Genomic DNA, 19,410 nt, shown 5'->3' with positions numbered 1-19,410 from the left:
ATCGCGCGACGGCGCGCGCGGAGGCTGCTCCACTGTACACAGAGCCGGTGAACGATGGGATTCGAAAATTTCGGCGAAGTTCACAGCCGCGCAGGTACTGACAGATCAGGTGAACGCCGGGTACCGTCCTGAGCCAGTTCACCCGTGTGGACTACACCAACCACCTTCCTACAACGGATCGTCCGGCACGTTCCTGCCGGTAGAAGGGGGCCCATCACCATGGCCACAGTCCAGTTCGACAAGGCGACCCGCGTGTACCCGGGTTCCGACAAGCCCGCCGTCGACGGTCTCGACATCGACATCGCGGACGGCGAGTTCCTCGTCCTGGTCGGCCCGTCCGGCTGCGGCAAGTCCACCTCGCTCCGCATGCTCGCGGGGCTCGAGGACGTCAACGGCGGCGCCATCCGCATCGGCGACCGCGACGTCACCCACCTGCCGCCGAAGGACCGGGACATCGCCATGGTGTTCCAGAACTACGCGCTGTACCCGCACATGACGGTCGCCGACAACATGGGCTTCGCGCTCAAGATCGCCGGCGTCAACAAGGCGGAGATCCGGCAGAAGGTCGAGGAGGCGGCGAAGATCCTCGACCTCACCGAGTACCTGGACCGCAAGCCGAAGGCGCTCTCCGGTGGTCAGCGCCAGCGTGTGGCGATGGGCCGCGCGATCGTGCGTGAGCCGCAGGTGTTCCTCATGGACGAGCCGCTGTCCAACCTGGACGCCAAGCTCCGTGTCTCCACGCGTACGCAGATCGCCTCGCTCCAGCGCCGCCTGGGCATCACCACCGTCTACGTCACCCACGACCAGGTCGAGGCCATGACCATGGGCGACCGGGTGGCGGTGCTGAAGGACGGTCTGCTCCAGCAGGTCGACTCGCCGCGCAACATGTACGACAAGCCCGCGAACCTCTTCGTCGCCGGCTTCATCGGCTCCCCGGCCATGAACCTGGTCGAGGTGCCGATCACCGACGGCGGCGTGAAGTTCGGCAACAGCGTGGTCCCGGTCAACCGTGACGCCCTGCAGGCCGCGGCCGACAAGGGCGACCGCACGGTCACCGTCGGCGTCCGCCCCGAGCACTTCGACGTGGTGGAGCTGAACGGCGGCGCCGCCGCGTCCCTGTCCAAGGATTCCGCCGACGCCCCCGCCGGCCTCGCGGTCTCGGTCAACGTCGTCGAGGAGACCGGCGCGGACGGCTACATCTACGGCACGGTCGAGGTCGGCGGCGAGTCGAAGGACCTCGTGGTCCGCGTCAGCAGCCGCGCGGTGCCGGAGAAGGGCGCGACCGTGCACGTCGTGCCGCGGCCGGGCGAGCTCCACGTGTTCTCGTCCTCCTCGGGCGCGCGTCTGTCCGACTGAGGACCCGACCGGTGTGTGCCGGGGACGCGCGTCCCCGGCACGGGTGAATTCCCCCCGCGTTGACGAGAAGGGCCCCGCAACCTGCTGCGGGGCCCTTTTCGTTGTCGACAAATACCCAGGCACACCGGACATTTCGAGCGGTGTGCGTCAACCCGCTACCCATTTCCGGGCCTTTCCATGTCACCCGAACCGGTGACTAAATGTCGCCAAATCATCACCGGGCGCTACCCTCACTCGCGTGAAGCACTCCGTGAAGCACTCCGCCTCCCAGCAGACGCGAAGCGGCCGGGGCCCCGCCCGCCGGATCGGCCGTTCTCTCGCCTTCGTCCTGCCCGTCGTCCTGGTGCTGTCCGGGACCCTCGCGGTCACCCGGGTCAACTGGTCGGGGGACCCCTCGAACTCGGTGCTCACCGCGTCCGACGCCTCCGCCGCCGGGGCCTCCACGCGTGCCGCGGCCCGTGCCCCGCACGAGGTGCTGCGCGACCGGCTGCTGACCGAGCTTCAGGAGGAGGACCCGGGCGTCGCCCTCACCCACCTCCAGCAGGCCGTGGACGACCGCCCGTCGCTGGCCAAGCACTGCGCCTCCATCGCCCGCGCCCTCGGCCGCGCCGCCGTCAAGGTCTACGGCCCCACGCGCGCCCAGTCGTACGCGCGCCCCGTCTGCGACACCGCCTTCGCCTCGGGCGTGCTGGCCGCACACCGCTGAGCGCGGCAGGGCCGAGCACCCCCACGGGGCCGACGGGACGCCACGTACAGTTCGGGTCATGACCGATCCGAACGCCGCGTCCCGCCGCCCCGTTCAAGCCGTCGTCCTGGCCGGCGGGCAGGGTTCCCGCCTGCGCCCCTACACCGACGACCGGCCCAAGCCGATGGTCGAGATCCCGGGCACCGGTACCCCGATCATCGGCCATCAGCTCGCCTGGCTCGCCGAGGAGGGCGTGACCGACGTGGTGGTCTCCTGCGGCCACCTCGCCGAGGTGCTCCAGAAGTGGCTGGAGACCGCCGACCTGCCGCTCTCCGTCACCACCGTGGTGGAGCCCGAGCCCCTCGGCCGCGGCGGCGGCCTGAAGTACGCCGCCGCGCGCCTCCCCCGCCCGGACCAGCCCTGGTACGCCACCAACGGCGACATCTGGACGCGCTTCTCGCTGCGCGACATGGCGGACTTCCACACCGAGCGCGACGCCGTCGCGACCCTCGCCCTGGCCCGCCCCCGGCTGCCCTGGGGCGCCGTGCAGACGGACGGCTTCGGGCACATCACGGACTTCATAGAGGCGCCTCCGTCGACCTTCGAGATCAACGCGGGTGTCTACGTCTTCTCGTCAGACTTCGCTGAGATGCTCCCGGAGCGCGGCGACCACGAGCGGACGACGTTCCCCCGCCTGGCCCGCGAGAACCGGCTGGCCGGTTTCCCGATCCCGCAGGGCTCCTACTGGCGCGCGATCGACACCGCGAAGGACCTGACCGAGGCGGCCCGTGAACTGGCGGCCCTGGCCGGCCGCTGAGCGCTCGCCAGGATTGACCCCACGACGACGGGTCCCGCACGTCATGCGTGCGGGACCCTTCGTCGTCGTACCTGCCCCGTGCCGGGGCTGGGCGGCCTAGCCCAGGAGGCCGCCCACCAGGCGGCCGCCGGGCTGGCCCGTGGAGGAGGAGCCGCCGTCGCCGTCGCCGCTTCCGGTGGAGCCGGTGGAGCCGTCGCCGCCGCCTCCCGTGTCGGTGCCGCCGGAGGTCGGACCGGCACTGGTGCTCGGCGCCTGTCCGGCCGGTGAGGTCCGCTGCGGCGGGGCCTGGCCCGTGGTGCCCTGCGTCTGGCTGGGGGTGCCGCCGGGCGTGGTACCGCTGTCGCTGGTCGCCCCCGGCGTGCTCTCGCCGTCCTCGGAGGGGGTGGCCGCACCGGAGGCGGCGCCCTCGGTGGATGCGGAGGAGGAGGCCTCCGGCGTCTTCTCCTTGCGCTCGCCGGGCTCCTCGGGGAGCGGGGAGCCCGGGAGTTCGTTGCGCGGGCCCTCGCCGGGTCCGGGCACGACCACCCGGTCGGCGTCGCGCACGGCACCGCCGAGCAGCGAGCCGACGAGGAGGGTGACGCCGGCGACGAGGAAGGTGACGAGAGCACCGCGGCGCAGCACGTAGCGGCGCAGGTCCCAGATGTCGGCGCGGGGGCCGAGGCGGCGCCAGGCACCGCCGGCGAGACGGCCGTCCACGGAGTAGACGGGGGCACCGGCGATGATCAGCGGGGACCAGGCGGCGAGGTAGATGATGTCGGGCGCGTCGTAGACCGGGGTGCTCTTCCAGCTGACGGTGACCAGGAGCGCCGCGGACAGGATCGCGCCGATGACGGCGGCGACGCGCTGCCAGCAGCCCAGGACGGTCAGCACGCCGACGACGACCTGGAGGAAGGCGATGACCAGGCCGGAACCGACGGGGTGCGCGAGGGCGAACTGGCGCAGCGGTTCGGCGACGTCCCACGGGTGCAGGGTGTTGAGCCACTTGACCATGGACCCCCGCTCGCCGCCGTCGAAGTAGACGGGGTCGCAGAGCTTGCCCATGCCGGCGTAGACGGAGATGAAACCGAGGAAGACGCGCAGGGGCAGCAGCACGACGCCGAGGTTGAGGCGGCGTCCGGGGTAATAGGCGTGCCGGGACGGGTCGTCGGCGTGGCGCCGGCTGCGCGTGTCCGCGCCGTCGTCGTAGTCGTAGCCGTAGTCGTGGTTCTGGTCGTCGTCGCACCCGGCGGGGGGCGGGCCGAAGTCGTCGTCGGCGTAAGCCGGTTCGTCGTAGGCGCTGCCGACGGTGCGCATGGCGGGCAGCAGCGGGGCACCGTCGCGGACGGGGCCGCGCTGGGCGCCGACGAAGGGGGACTCGAGTGGCTGGGTGTCGGGCCCGTCGTCGAAGTCGTCGTACGGGTCGTAGCCGGGGCGGCCGCCCTCGCCGAAGCGGGGGACGACCCGGGTGACGCCGACGTCGGCGGAGGCGTCGGCGACCGGGTCCTCGACGTGACGGCCCGCTCCGGCCCGCACCGCCTGAAGCAGTCGGTGGGCGCCGGTGTCGTCCGGGTCGGACCGGCCGCTCCAGACGACGGGGCGGCGGCGGGCGGGCGTGGGGACCCCGGCGCCGGCGACGGGCATGCGGGCGGTGTCCTGGGTGGCGCTCAGGTGCCGCGCGATCCGCGGGGACCGGGTCCGCCGCGCGGAGGCACCGAGCTGCACGCGGAAGCTCGCGTGATTGACGATGACCTGGGCCGGATCGCTCGGCACCTTCACCATGCTCAGCGCGGGAGCGTCGTCGTATCCCGACGAGCGGTCCCCCGTGGGTGTGCGGGGTGTTCTGGTGTCCACGCTCATCTAACCGAGTGATGTGTCGTTAGGACACTGCCTCACCCCGCCGGATCTGTCCGGACCGCGTCAAGCTTGTCCGGACCACCCGGAACGCCCCGTTCGGGGGACCGAACCGAACACCCGATCCCCCTGCCGGAGCCACTCACTCCTCACCGGGAGCCGCCTCCGCGGCGCGGTCCCCCGCGCCCGACCGCCGTCAGGCGCGCCGGCGCGACGCCTCGTACAGCACGATGCCCGCCGCCACACCGGCGTTCAGCGACTCCGCGCCGCCGGGCATCGGGATCCGCACCCGGAAGTCGCAGGTCTCGCCGACCAGCCGCGACAGGCCCTTGCCCTCGCTGCCGACCACGACGACCACGGGCCCGTCCAGGGCCTCCAGCTCGCCGAGTTCGACCTCGCCGTCGGCGGCGAGGCCCACGACGGTGATCCCGGCCTTCTGGTACTGCTCCAGCGCGCGCGTGAGGTTGGTGGCACGGGCCACCGGCGTCCGGGCGGCGGTGCCCGCCGACGTCTTCCAGGCGCCCGCCGTCATGCCGGCCGCGCGCCGCTCGGGCACGACCACGCCGTGACCGCCGAAGGCGGAGACGGAGCGGACGACCGCACCGAGGTTGCGCGGGTCGGTCACGCCGTCGAGGGCGACGATCAGCGGGTCCGCGCCCTCGTCGTGGGCGGCGGCGACCAGGTCCTCGGGGTGGGCGTACTCGTAGGGCGGGACCTGCAGGACGAGCCCCTGGTGGTTGAGCCCGTTGGTCATCCGGTCCAGTTCCGGGCGCGGCGCCTCCATGAGGTTGATGCCGCCGCGCTCGGCCGCGAGCTGGAGCGCCTCGCGCACCCGCTCGTCGTTGTCGATGAACTGCTGGACGTAGAGCGTCGTGGCGGGCACGCCCTCGCGCAGCGCCTCGTAGACGGGGTTGCGGCCGACGACGAGTTCGGACGCCGACCGGCCGCCCCCGCGCCGCTGCTGGGGGCGCCCCGTGGCGCGGCGCGCCTTCGCGTTCGCGGCACGCTGCTTGGCGTGCCCCTTGCGCATCTCGGCGGGGGGCGTCGGCCCCTTGCCTTCCAGGCCCCGGCGTCGCTTGCCGCCGCTGCCGACCTGCGCGCCCTTCTTGCCGGACATGCGGCGGTTGTTCGCGGCCATGAGTTACCTGTCTCCGCTCTCTACGTCTTCACGCGGTGTGCGTGGTGTGGTGCTTGCGTCTTATGCAGTGTGCCGCCCGGGAGGCCGGGCGGCACAGTCGATCTTCCGGGACCGAGGGGGCTCAGCGGGAGCCGAGGCTCCAGCGGGGACCCTGCGGGCCGTCCTCGATGGCCAGCCCCGACTCCTTCAGCCGGTCGCGGATGGCGTCCGCGGTGGCCCAGTCCTTTCGCGCCCGGGCGGCCTCCCGCTGGTCGAGGACGAGGCGTACGAGGCTGTCGACGACGTCGTGCAGGTCCTCGCCCGTGTCGCCCTCGCCGGCCCAGTGCGGCGCCTGCGGGTCGAGGCCGAGCACGTCGAGCATCGCACGGACCTCGGCGAGGCGGGCGACGGCTGCCTCCTTGTCGTCGGCGGCCAGTGCGCTGTTGCCCTGCCGCACGGTGGTGTGCACGACGGCGAGCGCCTGCGGGACGCCCAGGTCGTCGTCCATCGCCTCGGCGAAGGCGGGCGGCACCTCGGCGGCGGACTCGACGGTCCCGGCCAGCTCGGTGACGCGCTGCACGAAGCCCTCGATCCGCGCGTACGCCGACTCGGCCTCGCGCAGGGACTCCTCGCTGTACTCGATGGTGGAGCGGTAGTGCGGCGTGCCCAGGTAGTACCGGAGCACGACCGGCCGCCACTTCTTCACCATCTCGCTCACGAGGACGCTGTTGCCGAGCGACTTCGACATCTTCTCGCCGCTCATGGTGACCCAGGCGTTGTGCACCCAGTACCGGGCGAAGGCGTCGCCGAAGCCCTCGGCCTGGGCGATCTCGTTCTCGTGGTGCGGGAAGATCAGGTCGATGCCGCCGCCGTGGATGTCGAACTCGGTGCCCAGGTACTTGTGCGCCATGGCGGAGCACTCCAGGTGCCAGCCGGGCCGGCCGCGTCCCCACGGCGTCTCCCAGCTCGGCTCCCCGGGCTTGGCCGCCTTCCACATGGCGAAGTCCCGCGGGTCCCGCTTGCCGGTCTCGCCCTCGCCCGCGGGCTGGCGCAGTTCGTCGATGTCCTGGTTGGACAGCGACAGGTACCCGGGCAGGGACCGTACGTCGAAGTAGACGTTGCCCTCGGCCTCGTAGGCGTGCCCGCGTTCGATGAGGCCGCGCATCATCTCGACCATCTCGGTGATGTGGCCGGTGGCGCGGGGCTCGTAGGTGGGGGGCAGGCAACCGAGGGCGGTGTAGGCGTCGTTGAACGCCCGCTCGTTCTCGTAGCCGATGGACCACCAGGGGCGGTTCTGCTCGGCCGCCTTCCTGATGATCTTGTCGTCGATGTCGGTGACGTTCCGGATGAACGTGACGTCGTAGCCGCGGTACGCGAACCAGCGGCGCATGATGTCGAAGTTCAGGCCGGAGCGGATGTGCCCGATGTGCGGGGCGGCCTGCACGGTGGCACCGCACAGGTAGATCGAGACACACCCGGGCGTGAGGGGGGCGAAGTCACGGATCTGCCGGGCGCTGGTGTCGTACAGGCGAATAGTCACGAGTCCAGGGTAGTGGTCCCCGGGCAGTGCAACGGGCGCACGGCCCGGTGTTCACGGCACCGAATCCATCGGACGACACCCACCCCTCACCCGACCGAGCCCGAAGACGAGGGCGACCCCTCACCCGACCGAGCCCGGAGGCGAGGCTCACCGCTCGGCCGACCAAGCCCGGAGGCGAGGGTCACCGCTCGGCCGACCGAGTCGGGTGGTGGGTGGGCGCAGGCCGGGGTCCAGGGGCGGAGCCCCTGGCGGGGTGCGGGGCGGAGCCCTGCGCGGCCGTCGGGCACGGGCAGCACCCCGCGATCACCCGGCAGCGGCGGCACCCCGCTGCCGCCGGCCACCGACCACGCCCGTCACCCCACCGCCGCCCGCACCACCAGCGCCGTGGCCACCGCCATCAGCCCTTCCCCCCGTCCGGGGAACCCGAGCCCGTCCGTCGTGGCCCCCGACACCGACACCGGCGCCCCCACGGCCTCGGACAGCACCTTCTGCGCCTCGTCCCGCCGCTTGCCGATCTTCGGTCGCGGCCCCACCACCTGCACCGCGACATTCCCGATCCGGAAACCGGCCGCCCGCACGATGCGCGCGGCCTCCGTCAGCAGGGTCACCCCCGACGCCCCGGACCACTCGGGCCGCCCGGTACCGAAGTGCTCCCCCAGGTCACCGAGCCCCGCCGCGGAGAACAGCGCGTTGCACGCCGCGTGGGCGACGACGTCCGCGTCGGAGTGCCCGGCCAGCCCGGTGCCCTCGCCCTCCCACTTCAGCCCCGCGCACCACAGCTCGCGTCCGTCCTCGAAGGCGTGGATGTCGGTACCGATGCCGACCTGCGGGAGCACCGGGAGAACGTCCGCCTCAGAACCCATCGTTCAGCCTCCTGCGCGCCAGGACGGCCTCCGCCAGCACCAGGTCGAGGGGCCGCGTCACCTTGAACGCCTCCTCGTGCCCGGGCACGACCACCACCGTCGGTCCCAGCCGCTCGACCATGCTCGCGTCGTCGGTGACGTCGTCGGTCACCGTCTCGTGGGCCCGCACCAGCGTGGCCCGGTCGAAGCCCTGCGGCGTCTGCACCGCCCGCAGCCTCGCCCGCTCGGGCGTCGCCACCACGGGTTCCGGCCCGCCCGGCACCGCGGCGGGCTCGACCTGCTTGACGGTGTCGGCGAGCGGCAGCGCCGGCACCACGGCGGGCGCGCCCTCCCGCACGGCCTCGATCACGCCGTCCACCGTGTCCACCGGCACCAGCGGCCGGGCCGCGTCGTGCACGAGGACGATGTCGTACTCCGGCGGCAGCGCGTCCAGGCCGAGCCGTACGGACTCCTGCCGCGACTCGCCGCCGGGGACGACGAGGAAGTCGGTCCGCTCGGGCAGGGCGTGCGCGTCGAGGAGGTTCTTGACCTCGGGGGCGCCGTCGGGCGGGGCCACGACGACGACCAGGGAGACCGCGCGGGACGCGGCCATGGCGCGCACCGCGTGGATGAGCATGGGCGTGCCGCCCAGCGCGCGCAGGGCCTTCGGGGCGCCCGGGCCGAGGCGTACGCCGCGGCCGGCGGCCGGGATCACGGCCGCGGTCCGGGCGTTCGTACGGGCCTCGGCGGGCGGCTGCGCGGGCGAGGGGCGCGATTCGTCAGACATCGGTTCCTGTCAGGTTTGTGTGCTCGACCTAGTTGGGTATGGCCTCACCGTGCCGGGCGCGACGCCTTGACCGGACCCTTCCGTGACCCCGGTCGAGCCTGCTGCCCGGGCCCGGCACGCCAGGACCGGGGGAAGCCTCCCCGGGATGAGCGTACGAAGGCGTACGGCGTCGGGGTACGAAGATGCCGCAGCGCCCGGCGACAGCAAAGATGTCATCGGGCACCGCGGCATTTCCGTGCGCTGAACCGAGGGGGCCTGAGTCGAACGGCCGGGGCCGTGTCGGGCGTCAGGTCCCGCGAGGGTTTCGCCTCAGGAGGCGAGCACCTCGTCGAGCAGGGCCTCCGCCTTGTCCTCGTTGGTGTTCTCCGCGAGGGCGAGCTCGCTCACCAGGATCTGGCGGGCCTTGGCGAGCATGCGCTTCTCACCTGCGGAGAGTCCGCGCTCGCGCTCGCGCCGCCACAGGTCGCGCACGACTTCCGCGACCTTGATGACGTCGCCGGAGGCGAGCTTCTCCAGGTTTGCCTTGTAACGACGCGACCAGTTCGTGGGCTCCTCGGCGTACGGCGCGCGCAGCACCTCGAAGACCCGGTCCAGCCCGTCCTGACCGACCACATCACGCACGCCGACGAACTCCGCATTGTCCGCTGGCACACGTACCGTCAGGTCACCCTGGGCGACCTTCAGCACCAAGTAGGTCTTGTCCACGCCTTTGATCTGGCGAGTTTCGATAGCCTCGATCAGCGCGGCCCCGTGATGGGGATAGACCACGGTGTCGCCAACCTTGAACGTCATGTGACAGGTACCCCTTCCGTGGCTATCCAGGGTAACACGGATACGGCGTCTTCTGAATGGCGTTTTCGCAGGTCAGGGCATATCTCGGGGCTTGACAACAGCAACAGGAACGTGCTGCGCCGGGTGAGCGGAACAAGGTATTCGCAGGTCGGAGCCGCTCTTACGGCCGGGCGAAACGTGCACGCCACACACGCCGAGAGGGTCCCTCGAACGCCCGAAGATCCCCATATGTCCGGTTCCATGCGTGCGACTTCCGCTACTCCGTTCGGTGCCCGGTCCGGGCTTCCGGCCGAATCCGGAATTGATCACGGGTGCCCCCGGACGGCCCCTGCCGATGATCAATTCCGCGCCCGTCCGCGCATTCCTTCACGCAAAATTCGTGCTCGGGCAGGGCACCGGTATGACGGGGCTTCTTATCCGAATGGCGGATGAGTGTGTGTTGACTCTGCGTACCAATGTGACGCCTGATGCCACTGCGCTCGACGCCCTTCCCGACGCGTTCGGCGGCCCCGCCGCTACCGCCTGCCGGGCGAAGCCGAGCACCTCCGGGGAGGGTCGGGTGCGGCGGCCCGGGAACGGCTCGGTAACCTAAGGCCGCTGACAGTCACTTAGGGCGGCTTTATCCGTTGCCGCCGCCTCGCTCGAGTCCAAGGAGTTGCCGCCGCCGTGAGCAGCAGCCTTCGACGCGGTGCCCTCGCCGCCGCCGCCATCGCGTTCTCGATCGCCTCGCTCGCCGCGTGCGGTGCCGGTCACAACGCCCAGACCCTGGAAGTCAAGCCGGACAACGCGGCGACCTCGGTCGGCCACATCAAGGTCCAGAACGCGCTGGTCATCACGCAGCCCGACCTGGAGTCGACCGGCCCGGCCGTGGTCTCCGCCACCCTGTTCAACAGCGGTTCGACCGATCAGACGCTGGAGTCCATCACCGTGGCCGGCAAGTCCGCCGCGCTGAAGCCCGCCGACGGCGGCAAGGCCCTGACCGTCCCGGCCGGCGGCTCGCTGATCCTGGGCGGCAAGGGCAACGCCTCCGCGGTGCTGCCCAGCAGCCGCGAGGCGATCCAGGACGGCAACGCGCAGAAGACCACCTTCGCCTTCAGCGAGACCGGTGACGTGAGCCTGCGCGCCTTCGTCGTCCCGGCCGAGAGCTACTTCTCCTCGTGGGGTCCGACCGACGTCCCGTCGGCGCCGGGCGCGTCGGCGAAGCCGTCCGCGGAGACCTCCGGGGAGCCGGCCGCCGGCGAGACCTCGGGCGCCCCGGCCGACGGCGCGACCGAGGGTGACGCGACCGACGGCGCGACCGAGGGTGACGCGACCGACGGTGCCTCGGCGGACGCGACCGGTGCGGCCGCCGACGCCGACGCCGCGCAGGAGGAGACGGCCGGCCACTGAGCCCCGTACGCCGCAGCACGCGGTACGCCGAAGGGCGGGACCCCCGTGAGGAGGTCCCGCCCTTCGTCGTACCGTCGGGGGCCGTAGCCGGTCCGGCTACGGCTCGAACTTGTAGCCCAGACCGCGGACCGTCACCAGGTACCGCGGCGCGCCCGGGTCGGGCTCGATCTTGGCGCGCAGCCGCTTGACGTGGACGTCGAGGGTCTTGGTGTCACCGACGTAGTCGGCGCCCCACACGCGGTCGATCAGCTGCATGCGGGTCAGCACCCGGCCGGCGTTGCGCAGCAGCATCTCCAGCAGGTCGAACTCCTTCAGCGGCAGGTCGACCTTGGTGCCGCCGACGGTCACCACGTGCCGGTCGACGTCCATGCGGACCGGCCCGGCCTCCAGCGCGGCGGGGGTGACCTCCTCGGGCTCGCCGCGGCGGCGCAGGACGGCGCGGATGCGGGCGACCAGCTCGCGCGTGGAGAAGGGCTTGGTGACGTAGTCATCGGCCCCTATCTCCAGCCCGACGACCTTGTCGATCTCGCTGTCCTTGGCGGTCACCATGATCACGGGGACGTTCGAGCGGCCGCGCAGCTGGCGGCACACCTCGGTGCCCGGCAGGCCGGGCAGCATCAGGTCGAGGAGGACGAGGTCGGCGCCGTTGCGCTCGAACTCGTCGAGTCCGTCGGGCCCGGTGGTCGCCACGGCGACCTCGAAGCCCTCCTTGCGGAGCATGTAGGACAGGGCGTCGGAGAAGGACTCCTCGTCCTCGACGACGAGCACACGGGTCACGGAAGGACCTCCGGAGCGGGAAACGTTTCGTACGGGGATGTGTGGGGGGCGCTGGGGGCGGGCCGTCCGTCGTCGGCGATCTCGCCGTGCTCCACGTGTCCCAGGTCGAGCTGTTCGACCTGGTCCACGGGGTCGTCGTCGTGGGCGGTCCGCCGTGCTGCGCGGTCGCGGGCGGTGCCCGACTCCGGCAGTCGCAGGGTGAAGGTGGAGCCCTGGCCTTCGGCACTCCACACCGTGACCTCCCCGCCGTGCGAGGCGACCACGTGCTTGACGATCGCGAGACCCAGGCCGGTGCCCCCGGTGGCCCGGGAGCGGGCCGGGTCGACGCGGTAGAAGCGCTCGAAGACGCGCTCCTTGTCCTTCTCGGAGATCCCGATGCCCTGGTCGGTCACGGCGATCTCGATCAGGTCGCCGCCGGGGGCGCTGACGCGCCGGGCCGCTATGCCGACGCGGGTGCGGGCGGGAGAGTAGTTTACGGCGTTCTCGACGAGGTTGCCGAGCGCGGCGGCGAGCTGGCCGCGGTTGCCGCGGACGTGCAGGTCCGCGGTGCCTCCGGCGGCCATCGTGATCTGTTTCGTACCGGCCGCCTGCCGGCAGCGGTCGATGGCCTCGGCGACCAGTTCGTCCACCCGGACGGGCTCGGCGTCGTCCAGCGGGTCGTCGTTCTGGACCCGGGACAGGTCGATGAGCTCCTGCACGAGGTTGGTGAGCCGCGTCGCCTCGATCTGCATGCGCCCCGCAAACCGCTCCACGGCCTCCGGGTCGTCGGAGGCGTCCATGACGGCCTCCGAGAGCAGGGAGAGCGCGCCGACCGGCGTCTTCAGCTCGTGGCTCACGTTGGCGACGAAGTCCCGCCGCACGGCCTCGATGCGGCGGGCCTCGGTCAGGTCCTCGACCAGCAGCAGCACCAGTCGCGACCCGAGGGGCGCGACGCGCGCGGACACGGCGAGTGCCTCGCCGCGCCCGGTGCCCCGCCTCGGCAGATCCAGCTCGACCTGCCGTATCTCCCCGTCCCGCCGCGTGTCCCGCGCCATCTGCAGCATCGGGTCGACCGCGAGCTTGCCGCCCCGGACCAGGCCGAGGGCGTACGCCGCCGAGCTGGCCTTGACGACTCCGTCGGCCTCGTCGAGGACGACGGCGGAGGACCGCAGCACCGACAGGACGGTGTCCACGCCCGGCGGGAGCACCGGGTCGGTGTGCAGGGAGGTGCGGGTGGGGCGCTTCTGGTCGCGCTCGCTCCAGCGGAACGCCAGCATGGCGATGACACCGGTGAGCACTCCGGCGATCGCTGCCGCTGCGGCGACCGCCGCGTTCACGTCCATGCGTCCAGGTTAGGCATGGCGAACGGCCCCGCATCAGCCATCGGGGTGCGACCTCGAACACTCGTCGCCCAGAGTTCACCTTGGAGCCAGGGTTGGTTCACTTGTGGTGCCGGAAACGGACGCGTACGGGCCGGAACGTGTGAGCGTGGGGGTGCGGCAAGGGGCTCGAGCCCCCTCCCAGGACGTACGAGAGGGAACCTGATGCGGGACGCGTACCACGAGGAACTGGACTCGATCGGCGACAGTCTGGTGGAGATGGCCCGGCTGGTCGGGTCGGCGATCGGACGCGCCACGACCGCGATCCTCGACTCCGACCTGAAGCTGGCCGAGCACGTGATCGAGGGCGACCAGAAGGTCGACGAGCTCCAGCACGACCTGGAGGCGAAGGCCATAGCCCTGCTGGCGCGGCAGCAGCCGGTGGCGACGGACCTGCGCATCGTCGTCACGTCGCTGCGGATGTCGGCCGACCTGGAGCGCGCGGGCGACCTGGCCCAGCACGTGGCCAAGCTGGCCCGGCTGCGCTACCCGGCGCGGGCGGTCCCGCAGGACCTGCACGCCACGATCCTGGAGATGGGCCAGCTCGCGCAGCGTCTGATGGCGAAGGCGGCCGAGGTCATCATCACCAAGGACGTGGACCTGGCGCTCCAGCTGGAGCAGGACGACGACGCGATGGACCTGCTGCACCGCACCCTCTTCCAGCACCTGATGGACGACCGCTGGAGGCACGGCATCGAGACGGCCGTGGACGTGACCCTGCTCGGCCGCTACTACGAGCGGTACGCGGACCACGCCGTCGCGGTCGCCAAGCGGGTGGTCTACCTGGTCACGGGCGAGCACGCGGACGAGCTCCAGGCGGACATCCAGCCGGTGACGGGGGTCGAGGGGGCCTGACGGGGTCCGAACGGGGGGATCGGCCCGTGCCGGGGGCGCGCGGGAGCGATCCAGTGCGCCGTTGATGCGACCAGGGCTCCGGGCGTCCAATGGGCTCAGGCACCAGCCTCGAGGAGGGACCCATGGCCGATTCCCCCAGCACGACGCCCGACCCCGCGCAGGAACGCCGGACCGAGCGGCCCGCCGACCTCCGCAGCCTGCCCCTGATCGCCGCCTGCGGCTGCGGTTCGGGCTGCGGCTGCGGCTGCCAGTCGGGCAACCCGTGCCAGTGCGGCTGACGGGGCGATGACACGGTGACACGCACGGCGGCCGGACTCGCTCCGGCCGCCGTACGGGCGCACCCTGGAGGGGAGGAACCCTGAAGGGGGTGCGAGGCCATGGCTCACTTCATGGACGTGCACCGCGGGATGCACGGAATCACGGCTGACCAGCTCCACCGGACGCACCAGGCCGACCTGGAGGTGGAGAAGGACGAGGACGTCCACTTCGAGCACGCGTGGGCGGACCCGGACTCCGGCACGATCTACTGCCTCTCCGAGGGCCCGTCGGCCGAAGCGGTCCAGCGCGTCCACGAACGCACGGGACACAAGGCGGACGAGATCCACGAGGTCTCGCTGTCGGTATGACGGCTTCCGCCTCCGCGTAGGGGCAGGCCGTGGGCGAGGGCGGCGCGACGACACATACACCCCTTTGAACATGTCCACGCAGTCCCCGAGAACTTGGCGATCATCGCGAAGGCCGCCGAGCGCCGAGGCATGAGCAGAACCGAGATCATCCGTCAGGGGAGCCGCCTCGCGGCCACGGCCCACCGGGTCCGGGACGAGCCGCTGTTCTCGCGCACCGTCGAGGGGCCGGGCCGCACCGCCGTCCACGGCCGAGGTCCGCGAGACGGTCGCCGACGCCGCACGCGGCGAGACGGACACCGGTAGCGCCGCGTGATCGTCGTCATCGCCGGCACCTCCGGCCTCCTGGCCGCCCTCGCCTCCGCGCACCGCACGTGGCCCTCGCCTCCGACCACGGCACGGACGCGATCATTACGTTCGACCGCCGTGCTTCCCAGCCGTACGCCCGCTCACTCGCCGCAAGCCGTTCCGCGTCCTGCCGGACGGCCTTGCGCTCTGACCGCTGGCGCGCGGTGACCGGTCCCCGCGCCGGTCGCCGGCCCGACCGGAACGGACCGCGGCGATCGGACGCCATGGGTACGCCCCCTGGCACGGTGTACGCCGAAGGGAGGCCTCATGATCTCGGCACTGAACCGGCTCGTCGACCTGGTCGAGGAACACCTCGGCGAGGAACCGGACGTACCCGCACTGGCCGCCAGGCTCGGCACGACCGAGTACCACCTGCGACGGATGTTCTCGTCGCTGGCGGGCATGCCGCTGTCGGAGTACGTCCGCCGGCGCCGCATGACCGTCGCCGCCGCCGACGTCGTGCGGGGCGAGAACGATCTGCTGAGCATCGCCGTCCGGTACGGATACGGCTCCACGGAGGCGTTCGGACGCGCGTTCCGGTCGGTCCACGGCGCGGCCCCGCGCGAGGTGCGCAGCGCGGGAGGTCCCCTTCGGACTCAGCCGCAGCTCAGGTTCCGCCTGACCGTCGAGGGGAGCACCCCCATGGACACCCGCTTCGCCAACCGCCCCGCCTTCCGCCTGATCGGACACGCGACCCGGGTTCCGCTCATCCACGAGGGCGTCAACCCGCACATCCAGCAGCACATCACCGCACTCCCCCAGGAGGCCCATGCCCGCCTGAAGTCCCTCAGCGACACGGAACCGGCCGGCCTGCTCCAGGTCTGCGACGACCTGGCCCCCGACAACGCGGAGGACACCGAACTGACCTACCTGCACGGCGTGGCCGTCTCCGCCGACACCTCAGCGCCGGACGACCTCGACGCCATCGAGGTACCGGCGGGTACCTGGGCGGTCTTCCGGAGCTCGGGTCCCTACCCTGAAGCCCTCCAGACGACCTGGGCGGCCACCGCGGCCGAGTGGTTCCCCTCCAACCCCTGGCGCCTGCGCCCCGGCCCGTCGATCGTCACCGTCCTGAACCGGACGGACGACTTCACGACGGCGACGACCGAACTGTGGCTGCCGGTGGAACCGGTCTGAGCCGGCCACCGGCTGTTCACGGGGGCCGCACCCCTCGAAGGCCGGGGGCTCCGTACAGCCGCGACTGGACCGCTCAGTCCCCCCGTACCTGGTCTGCCAGGGCTGCGAGATCGGCGGTGTCCCCGGACGGAGCGTCCGGCTGGGTGCCCCGGCGCCGATGACGTCTGCGGGCGCGGACTGCCGCTGGTCGACTGCCTCGCCGGCTCCTGGCACTCCGGGCCCAGCCGCTTCGGCGGCACCATGGTCTTCTTCTAGATGGCCGACGCCTGACCGTCCGGAGCGCTGCCTGATCGCCCAGGCGACGGTCCAGGCCAGACAAAAGGCCCCTGTCCAGCGCGGAAACCGCAGGGCAGGGGCCTCGAGAACGTGGGCTTACTTCTTCTTGCCCTGGTTCTTCACGGCCTCGATGGCCGCTGCCGCCGCGTCCGGGTCGAGGTAGGTGCCGCCCGGGTTGAGCGGCTTGAAGTCGGCGTCCAGTTCGTAGGAGAGCGGGATGCCCGTCGGGATGTTCAGGCCCGCGATGTCGGCGTCGGAGATGCCGTCGAGGTGCTTGACCAGGGCGCGGAGCGAGTTGCCGTGCGCCGCGACCAGGACCGTGCGGCCGGTGAGGAGGTCGGGGACGATGCTGTCGAACCAGTACGGCAGCATGCGGACGACGACGTCCTTCAGGCACTCCGTCTGCGGGCGCAGCTCCGGCGGGAGCATCGCGTAGCGCGCGTCGGAGAACTGGGAGTACTCGGCGTCGCGGTCCAGCGGCGGCGGCGGGGTGTCGTAGGAGCGGCGCCACAGCATGAACTGCTCCTCGCCGAACTCGGCGAGCGTCTGCGCCTTGTCCTTGCCCTGGAGGGCGCCGTAGTGGCGCTCGTTCAGGCGCCAGTGGCGGTGGACGGGGATCCAGTGGCGGTCCGCGGCCTCCAGCGCGAGCTGGGCCGTGCGGATCGCGCGCTTCTGGACGGACGTGTGGACCACGTCGGGCAGCAGGCCGGCGTCCTTGAGCAGCTCGCCGCCGCGCGTCGCCTCCTTCTCGCCCTTCGGGGTGAGGTTGACGTCCACCCAGCCGGTGAACAGGTTCTTCTCGTTCCACTCGCTCTCGCCGTGGCGGAGGAGGATCAGCTTGTACGGTGCGTCGGCCATGGCTCCGAGCGTAATCGACCCCCCTGACCGACCGCGCGCCGCGCCCGGTGGGCGGACGGTTGACGGGAAGTGTTAATCGAGTGGCCTGCGGCGACCGCCCGCCCGTAAGTTGTGCTCACTACATGAGCCGCTTACATGCCATCGGGGGTCCCCATGTCCGTCGCCGGGCTGAGACATGCCGTGCGCCAGTCCGTCTCCGGACTGCCGCGCGAGTTCTGGTGGCTGTGGACCAGCACCCTGGTCAACCGGCTCGGTGCCTTCGTCGCCACCTTCATGGCGCTGTACCTGACCCTCGACCGCGGCTACTCCGCCTCGTACGCCGGTCTGGTCGCCGCCCTGCACGGGCTCGGCGGGGTCGTGTCCTCGCTGGGCGCCGGGGTCATGACGGACCGGCTCGGACGGCGGCCCACCCTGCTCGTGGCACAGACCTCCACCGCGCTGTCCGTCGCGCTGCTCGGCTTCGTGCGGGACCCGGTCGCCATCGCGGCCGTCGCCTTCCTCGTCGGCATGGCGAGCAACGCCTCCCGGCCGGCCGTGCAGGCGATGATGGCGGACATCGTGCGGCCCGAGGACCGTATCCGCGCCTTCTCACTGAACTACTGGGCCATCAACCTCGGTTTCGCGATCTCCTCCATGGGCGCCGGGTTCATCGCCGAGTTCAGCTACCTGGCCGGCTTCCTGATCGAGGCGGGCATGACCCTGGTCTGCGCGGTCCTCGTCTTCGTGAAGCTGCCCGAGTCGCGGCCCGAGCAGTCCTCCCCGGGCGCCGCCTCGGCGGCCGGGCCCCCCGTCTCCCTGATGACCGTCCTGCGCGACGGGCGCTACATGAGCGTCGTCGGGCTGTCCTTCCTCGTCGCCCTCATCTTCCAGCAGGGCTACCTCGGCCTGCCCGTCGCCATGGGCGAGGCCGGGTTCACGCCCGCGGACTTCGGCCTGGCCATCGCCGTCAACGGTCTGCTGATCGTCGTCCTGCAGATCCCGGTCACCCGGTTCATCGAGCACCGGGACCCCCGGCGGCTGCTCGTCGCCTCGTCGCTGCTCGCCGGGTACGGCTTCGGGCTCACCGCCTTCGCCGGGTCGGTCGGGGTGTTCGCCCTCACCGTGTGCGTGTGGACGCTGGCCGAGATCGTCAACGCGCCGACGCAGACGGGCCTGGTCGTGCGCCTCTCCCCCGTCCACGGGCGCGGGCGCTACCAGGGCATGTACACCATGTCCTGGGCCGTCGCCTCGCTCGTCGCGCCGCTGATGTCGGGCTTCGTCATCGACCACTGGGGCGCCGCGTGGCTGTGGGGGATGTGCGCGGTCGTCGGCACGGTGGCCGCCGTCGGCTACGGGGCGCTGATGCGGCGGCTGCCGGACGAGGAGCCGGCGCGCTCGGAGGCGTCCGTCTTCGAGGAGCCGGCGCGCTCCGAGGCGCCCGTCCCCGAGGAGCCCGCGCGGCCCGGGACGCCCTCGAAGCCGGAGGTCGGCGCGGCCTGACGTCCCTCGGAGCGCCCGACGCGTCACCGGCCCGCGCCGCTCGCCCGACGCGTCCCCGACCCGCGTCCGCCCCCGTCACGGGTGCATCCGGGCCCCCTTGAGCACCTTGTCCACCGCGTTCTTCGGGCCGTACACCGCCAGTCCGACCAGGTCCAGGTCCGCGGTCGCCACGGCCCGCACCGCCGCCCGGTTGTCGCGGTCGTTGCCGGTGGTGAAGAGGTCGGAGGTGAACACCGCGCGGGGCAGGGCGCGCGACAGCACGCGCGCGTGGGCGTTGGTCAGCGTCTCCTTGGTGCCCTCGAAGACCAGCACCGGCTGCCGGAACATCGGCAGGTAGGCGGTCGCGTCGGCGTCCTCGTAGGGCTCGCCGATCACCTCGGGGATCTGCGTGCCCAGGCCGCTGACCAGGAAGGCGGTGACGTTGAGGCGCTGCCACGTCTCCAGGTCCTCGCGCAGCAGGACGGCGATCTTGGTGTCGAAGCGGACGGGGCTCTCGGTGTCGTGCGTGCTCATACCGTGAGACTGCCGGTCGGCGCGGGGCGCG

The 19,410-nt window shown here is 72.0% G+C and carries 19 protein-coding genes; 9 read left to right on the top strand and 10 right to left on the bottom strand.

Translation table 11 applies throughout. The annotated features are described in order from the left end of the window. Positions 1-219: 219 nt before the first annotated feature. The 3 genes from msiK to ACGF3H_RS19110 all read left to right on the top strand — a co-directional run bounded on the left by msiK (position 220) and on the right by ACGF3H_RS19110 (position 2,858). Positions 220-1,356, top strand: a complete 1,137-nt coding sequence (gene msiK / locus ACGF3H_RS19120; protein WP_362489817.1) for a diacetylchitobiose ABC transporter ATP-binding protein MsiK — start codon at positions 220-222, stop codon at positions 1,354-1,356. A gap of 250 nt (positions 1,357-1,606) precedes the next feature. After that, the gene (locus ACGF3H_RS19115; protein WP_362490053.1) at positions 1,607-2,062 is read left to right on the top strand and encodes a hypothetical protein; all 456 of its coding nucleotides are present in this window, start codon (positions 1,607-1,609) and stop codon (positions 2,060-2,062) included. A 58-nt stretch (positions 2,063-2,120) separates the two neighbouring features. Continuing rightward, entirely contained in the window at positions 2,121-2,858 is a 738-nt protein-coding gene (locus tag ACGF3H_RS19110; protein ID WP_362489815.1) for a nucleotidyltransferase family protein, read from the top strand. A 96-nt stretch (positions 2,859-2,954) separates the two neighbouring features. Here ACGF3H_RS19110 and ACGF3H_RS19105 read toward each other — a convergent pair whose 3' ends face one another. The 6 genes from ACGF3H_RS19105 to ACGF3H_RS19080 form a co-directional block, all read right to left on the bottom strand. Continuing rightward, entirely contained in the window at positions 2,955-4,694 is a 1,740-nt protein-coding gene (locus ACGF3H_RS19105) for a DoxX family membrane protein (RefSeq protein ID WP_362489813.1), read from the bottom strand. Positions 4,695-4,884: 190 nt separating this feature from the next. After that, complete coding sequence (rlmB, locus tag ACGF3H_RS19100; protein WP_362489811.1) at positions 4,885-5,826, bottom strand: 23S rRNA (guanosine(2251)-2'-O)-methyltransferase RlmB; 942 nt, start codon at positions 5,824-5,826, stop codon at positions 4,885-4,887. A gap of 121 nt (positions 5,827-5,947) precedes the next feature. Then, on the bottom strand, positions 5,948-7,345 hold the full coding sequence (gene cysS, locus ACGF3H_RS19095) for a cysteine--tRNA ligase (protein ID WP_362489809.1): 1,398 nt from the start codon (positions 7,343-7,345) through the stop codon (positions 5,948-5,950). A 353-nt stretch (positions 7,346-7,698) separates the two neighbouring features. Beyond that, a complete protein-coding gene (gene ispF, locus ACGF3H_RS19090; RefSeq protein WP_362489807.1) occupies positions 7,699-8,208 on the bottom strand; it encodes a 2-C-methyl-D-erythritol 2,4-cyclodiphosphate synthase in 510 nt (169 codons plus the stop codon). Further along, positions 8,198-8,974 carry a 2-C-methyl-D-erythritol 4-phosphate cytidylyltransferase gene (ispD, locus tag ACGF3H_RS19085; RefSeq protein WP_362489805.1) on the bottom strand — a complete coding sequence of 259 codons (777 nt, stop codon included), beginning with the start codon at positions 8,972-8,974 and terminating at the stop codon, positions 8,198-8,200. The genes ispF and ispD overlap by 11 nt, the downstream gene beginning before the upstream one ends. A 309-nt stretch (positions 8,975-9,283) precedes the next feature. Next, positions 9,284-9,766, bottom strand: coding sequence for a CarD family transcriptional regulator (locus tag ACGF3H_RS19080; protein WP_003953493.1), 483 nt, complete (start codon positions 9,764-9,766; stop codon positions 9,284-9,286). A 666-nt stretch (positions 9,767-10,432) separates the two neighbouring features. Here ACGF3H_RS19080 and ACGF3H_RS19075 point away from each other — a divergent pair. Continuing rightward, the gene (locus ACGF3H_RS19075) at positions 10,433-11,155 is read left to right on the top strand and encodes a DUF461 domain-containing protein (protein WP_362489803.1); all 723 of its coding nucleotides are present in this window, start codon (positions 10,433-10,435) and stop codon (positions 11,153-11,155) included. Between the two features lie 96 nt (positions 11,156-11,251). On the opposite strand, the gene ACGF3H_RS19070 is transcribed toward ACGF3H_RS19075, so the two are convergent. Both ACGF3H_RS19070 and ACGF3H_RS19065 read right to left on the bottom strand, forming a co-directional pair. Beyond that, positions 11,252-11,932, bottom strand: coding sequence for a response regulator transcription factor (locus tag ACGF3H_RS19070; protein ID WP_362489801.1), 681 nt, complete (start codon positions 11,930-11,932; stop codon positions 11,252-11,254). Continuing rightward, positions 11,929-13,254, bottom strand: coding sequence for an ATP-binding protein (locus ACGF3H_RS19065; RefSeq protein WP_362489799.1), 1,326 nt, complete (start codon positions 13,252-13,254; stop codon positions 11,929-11,931). The genes ACGF3H_RS19070 and ACGF3H_RS19065 overlap by 4 nt, the downstream gene beginning before the upstream one ends. Before the next feature lie 201 nt (positions 13,255-13,455). On the opposite strand from ACGF3H_RS19065, the gene phoU reads away from it, so the two are divergent. From phoU to ACGF3H_RS19045, 4 genes are all read left to right on the top strand, one after another. Beyond that, positions 13,456-14,145, top strand: coding sequence for a phosphate signaling complex protein PhoU (gene phoU, locus ACGF3H_RS19060; protein WP_362489797.1), 690 nt, complete (start codon positions 13,456-13,458; stop codon positions 14,143-14,145). A 122-nt stretch (positions 14,146-14,267) separates the two neighbouring features. Next, entirely contained in the window at positions 14,268-14,423 is a 156-nt protein-coding gene (locus ACGF3H_RS19055) for a hypothetical protein (protein ID WP_362489796.1), read from the top strand. Positions 14,424-14,522: 99 nt separating this feature from the next. Then, on the top strand, positions 14,523-14,771 hold the full coding sequence (locus ACGF3H_RS19050) for an SCO4226 family nickel-binding protein (RefSeq protein ID WP_362489794.1): 249 nt from the start codon (positions 14,523-14,525) through the stop codon (positions 14,769-14,771). Between the two features lie 612 nt (positions 14,772-15,383). After that, positions 15,384-16,253: an AraC family transcriptional regulator gene (locus ACGF3H_RS19045; protein ID WP_362489792.1), complete on the top strand. Its 870-nt coding sequence runs from the start codon at positions 15,384-15,386 to the stop codon at positions 16,251-16,253. A gap of 372 nt (positions 16,254-16,625) precedes the next feature. Here ACGF3H_RS19045 and ACGF3H_RS19040 read toward each other — a convergent pair whose 3' ends face one another. Further along, a complete protein-coding gene (locus ACGF3H_RS19040; RefSeq protein WP_362489790.1) occupies positions 16,626-17,387 on the bottom strand; it encodes a phosphoglyceromutase in 762 nt (253 codons plus the stop codon). A gap of 153 nt (positions 17,388-17,540) precedes the next feature. Here ACGF3H_RS19040 and ACGF3H_RS19035 point away from each other — a divergent pair, with 153 nt between their 5' ends. Beyond that, complete coding sequence (locus tag ACGF3H_RS19035; RefSeq protein WP_362490052.1) at positions 17,541-18,866, top strand: MFS transporter; 1,326 nt, start codon at positions 17,541-17,543, stop codon at positions 18,864-18,866. A 75-nt stretch (positions 18,867-18,941) separates the two neighbouring features. Here ACGF3H_RS19035 and ACGF3H_RS19030 read toward each other — a convergent pair whose 3' ends face one another. Further along, a complete protein-coding gene (locus ACGF3H_RS19030) occupies positions 18,942-19,379 on the bottom strand; it encodes a DUF2000 domain-containing protein (protein ID WP_362489788.1) in 438 nt (145 codons plus the stop codon). Positions 19,380-19,410: the final 31 nt, after the last annotated feature.

This window comes from Streptomyces sp. NPDC048185 (genome assembly GCF_043202495.1).
Classification (GTDB): domain Bacteria; phylum Actinomycetota; class Actinomycetes; order Streptomycetales; family Streptomycetaceae; genus Streptomyces.
The sequence above is the reverse complement of the archived record's forward strand: the minus strand, read 5'-3'. Positions and strand labels throughout refer to the sequence as shown.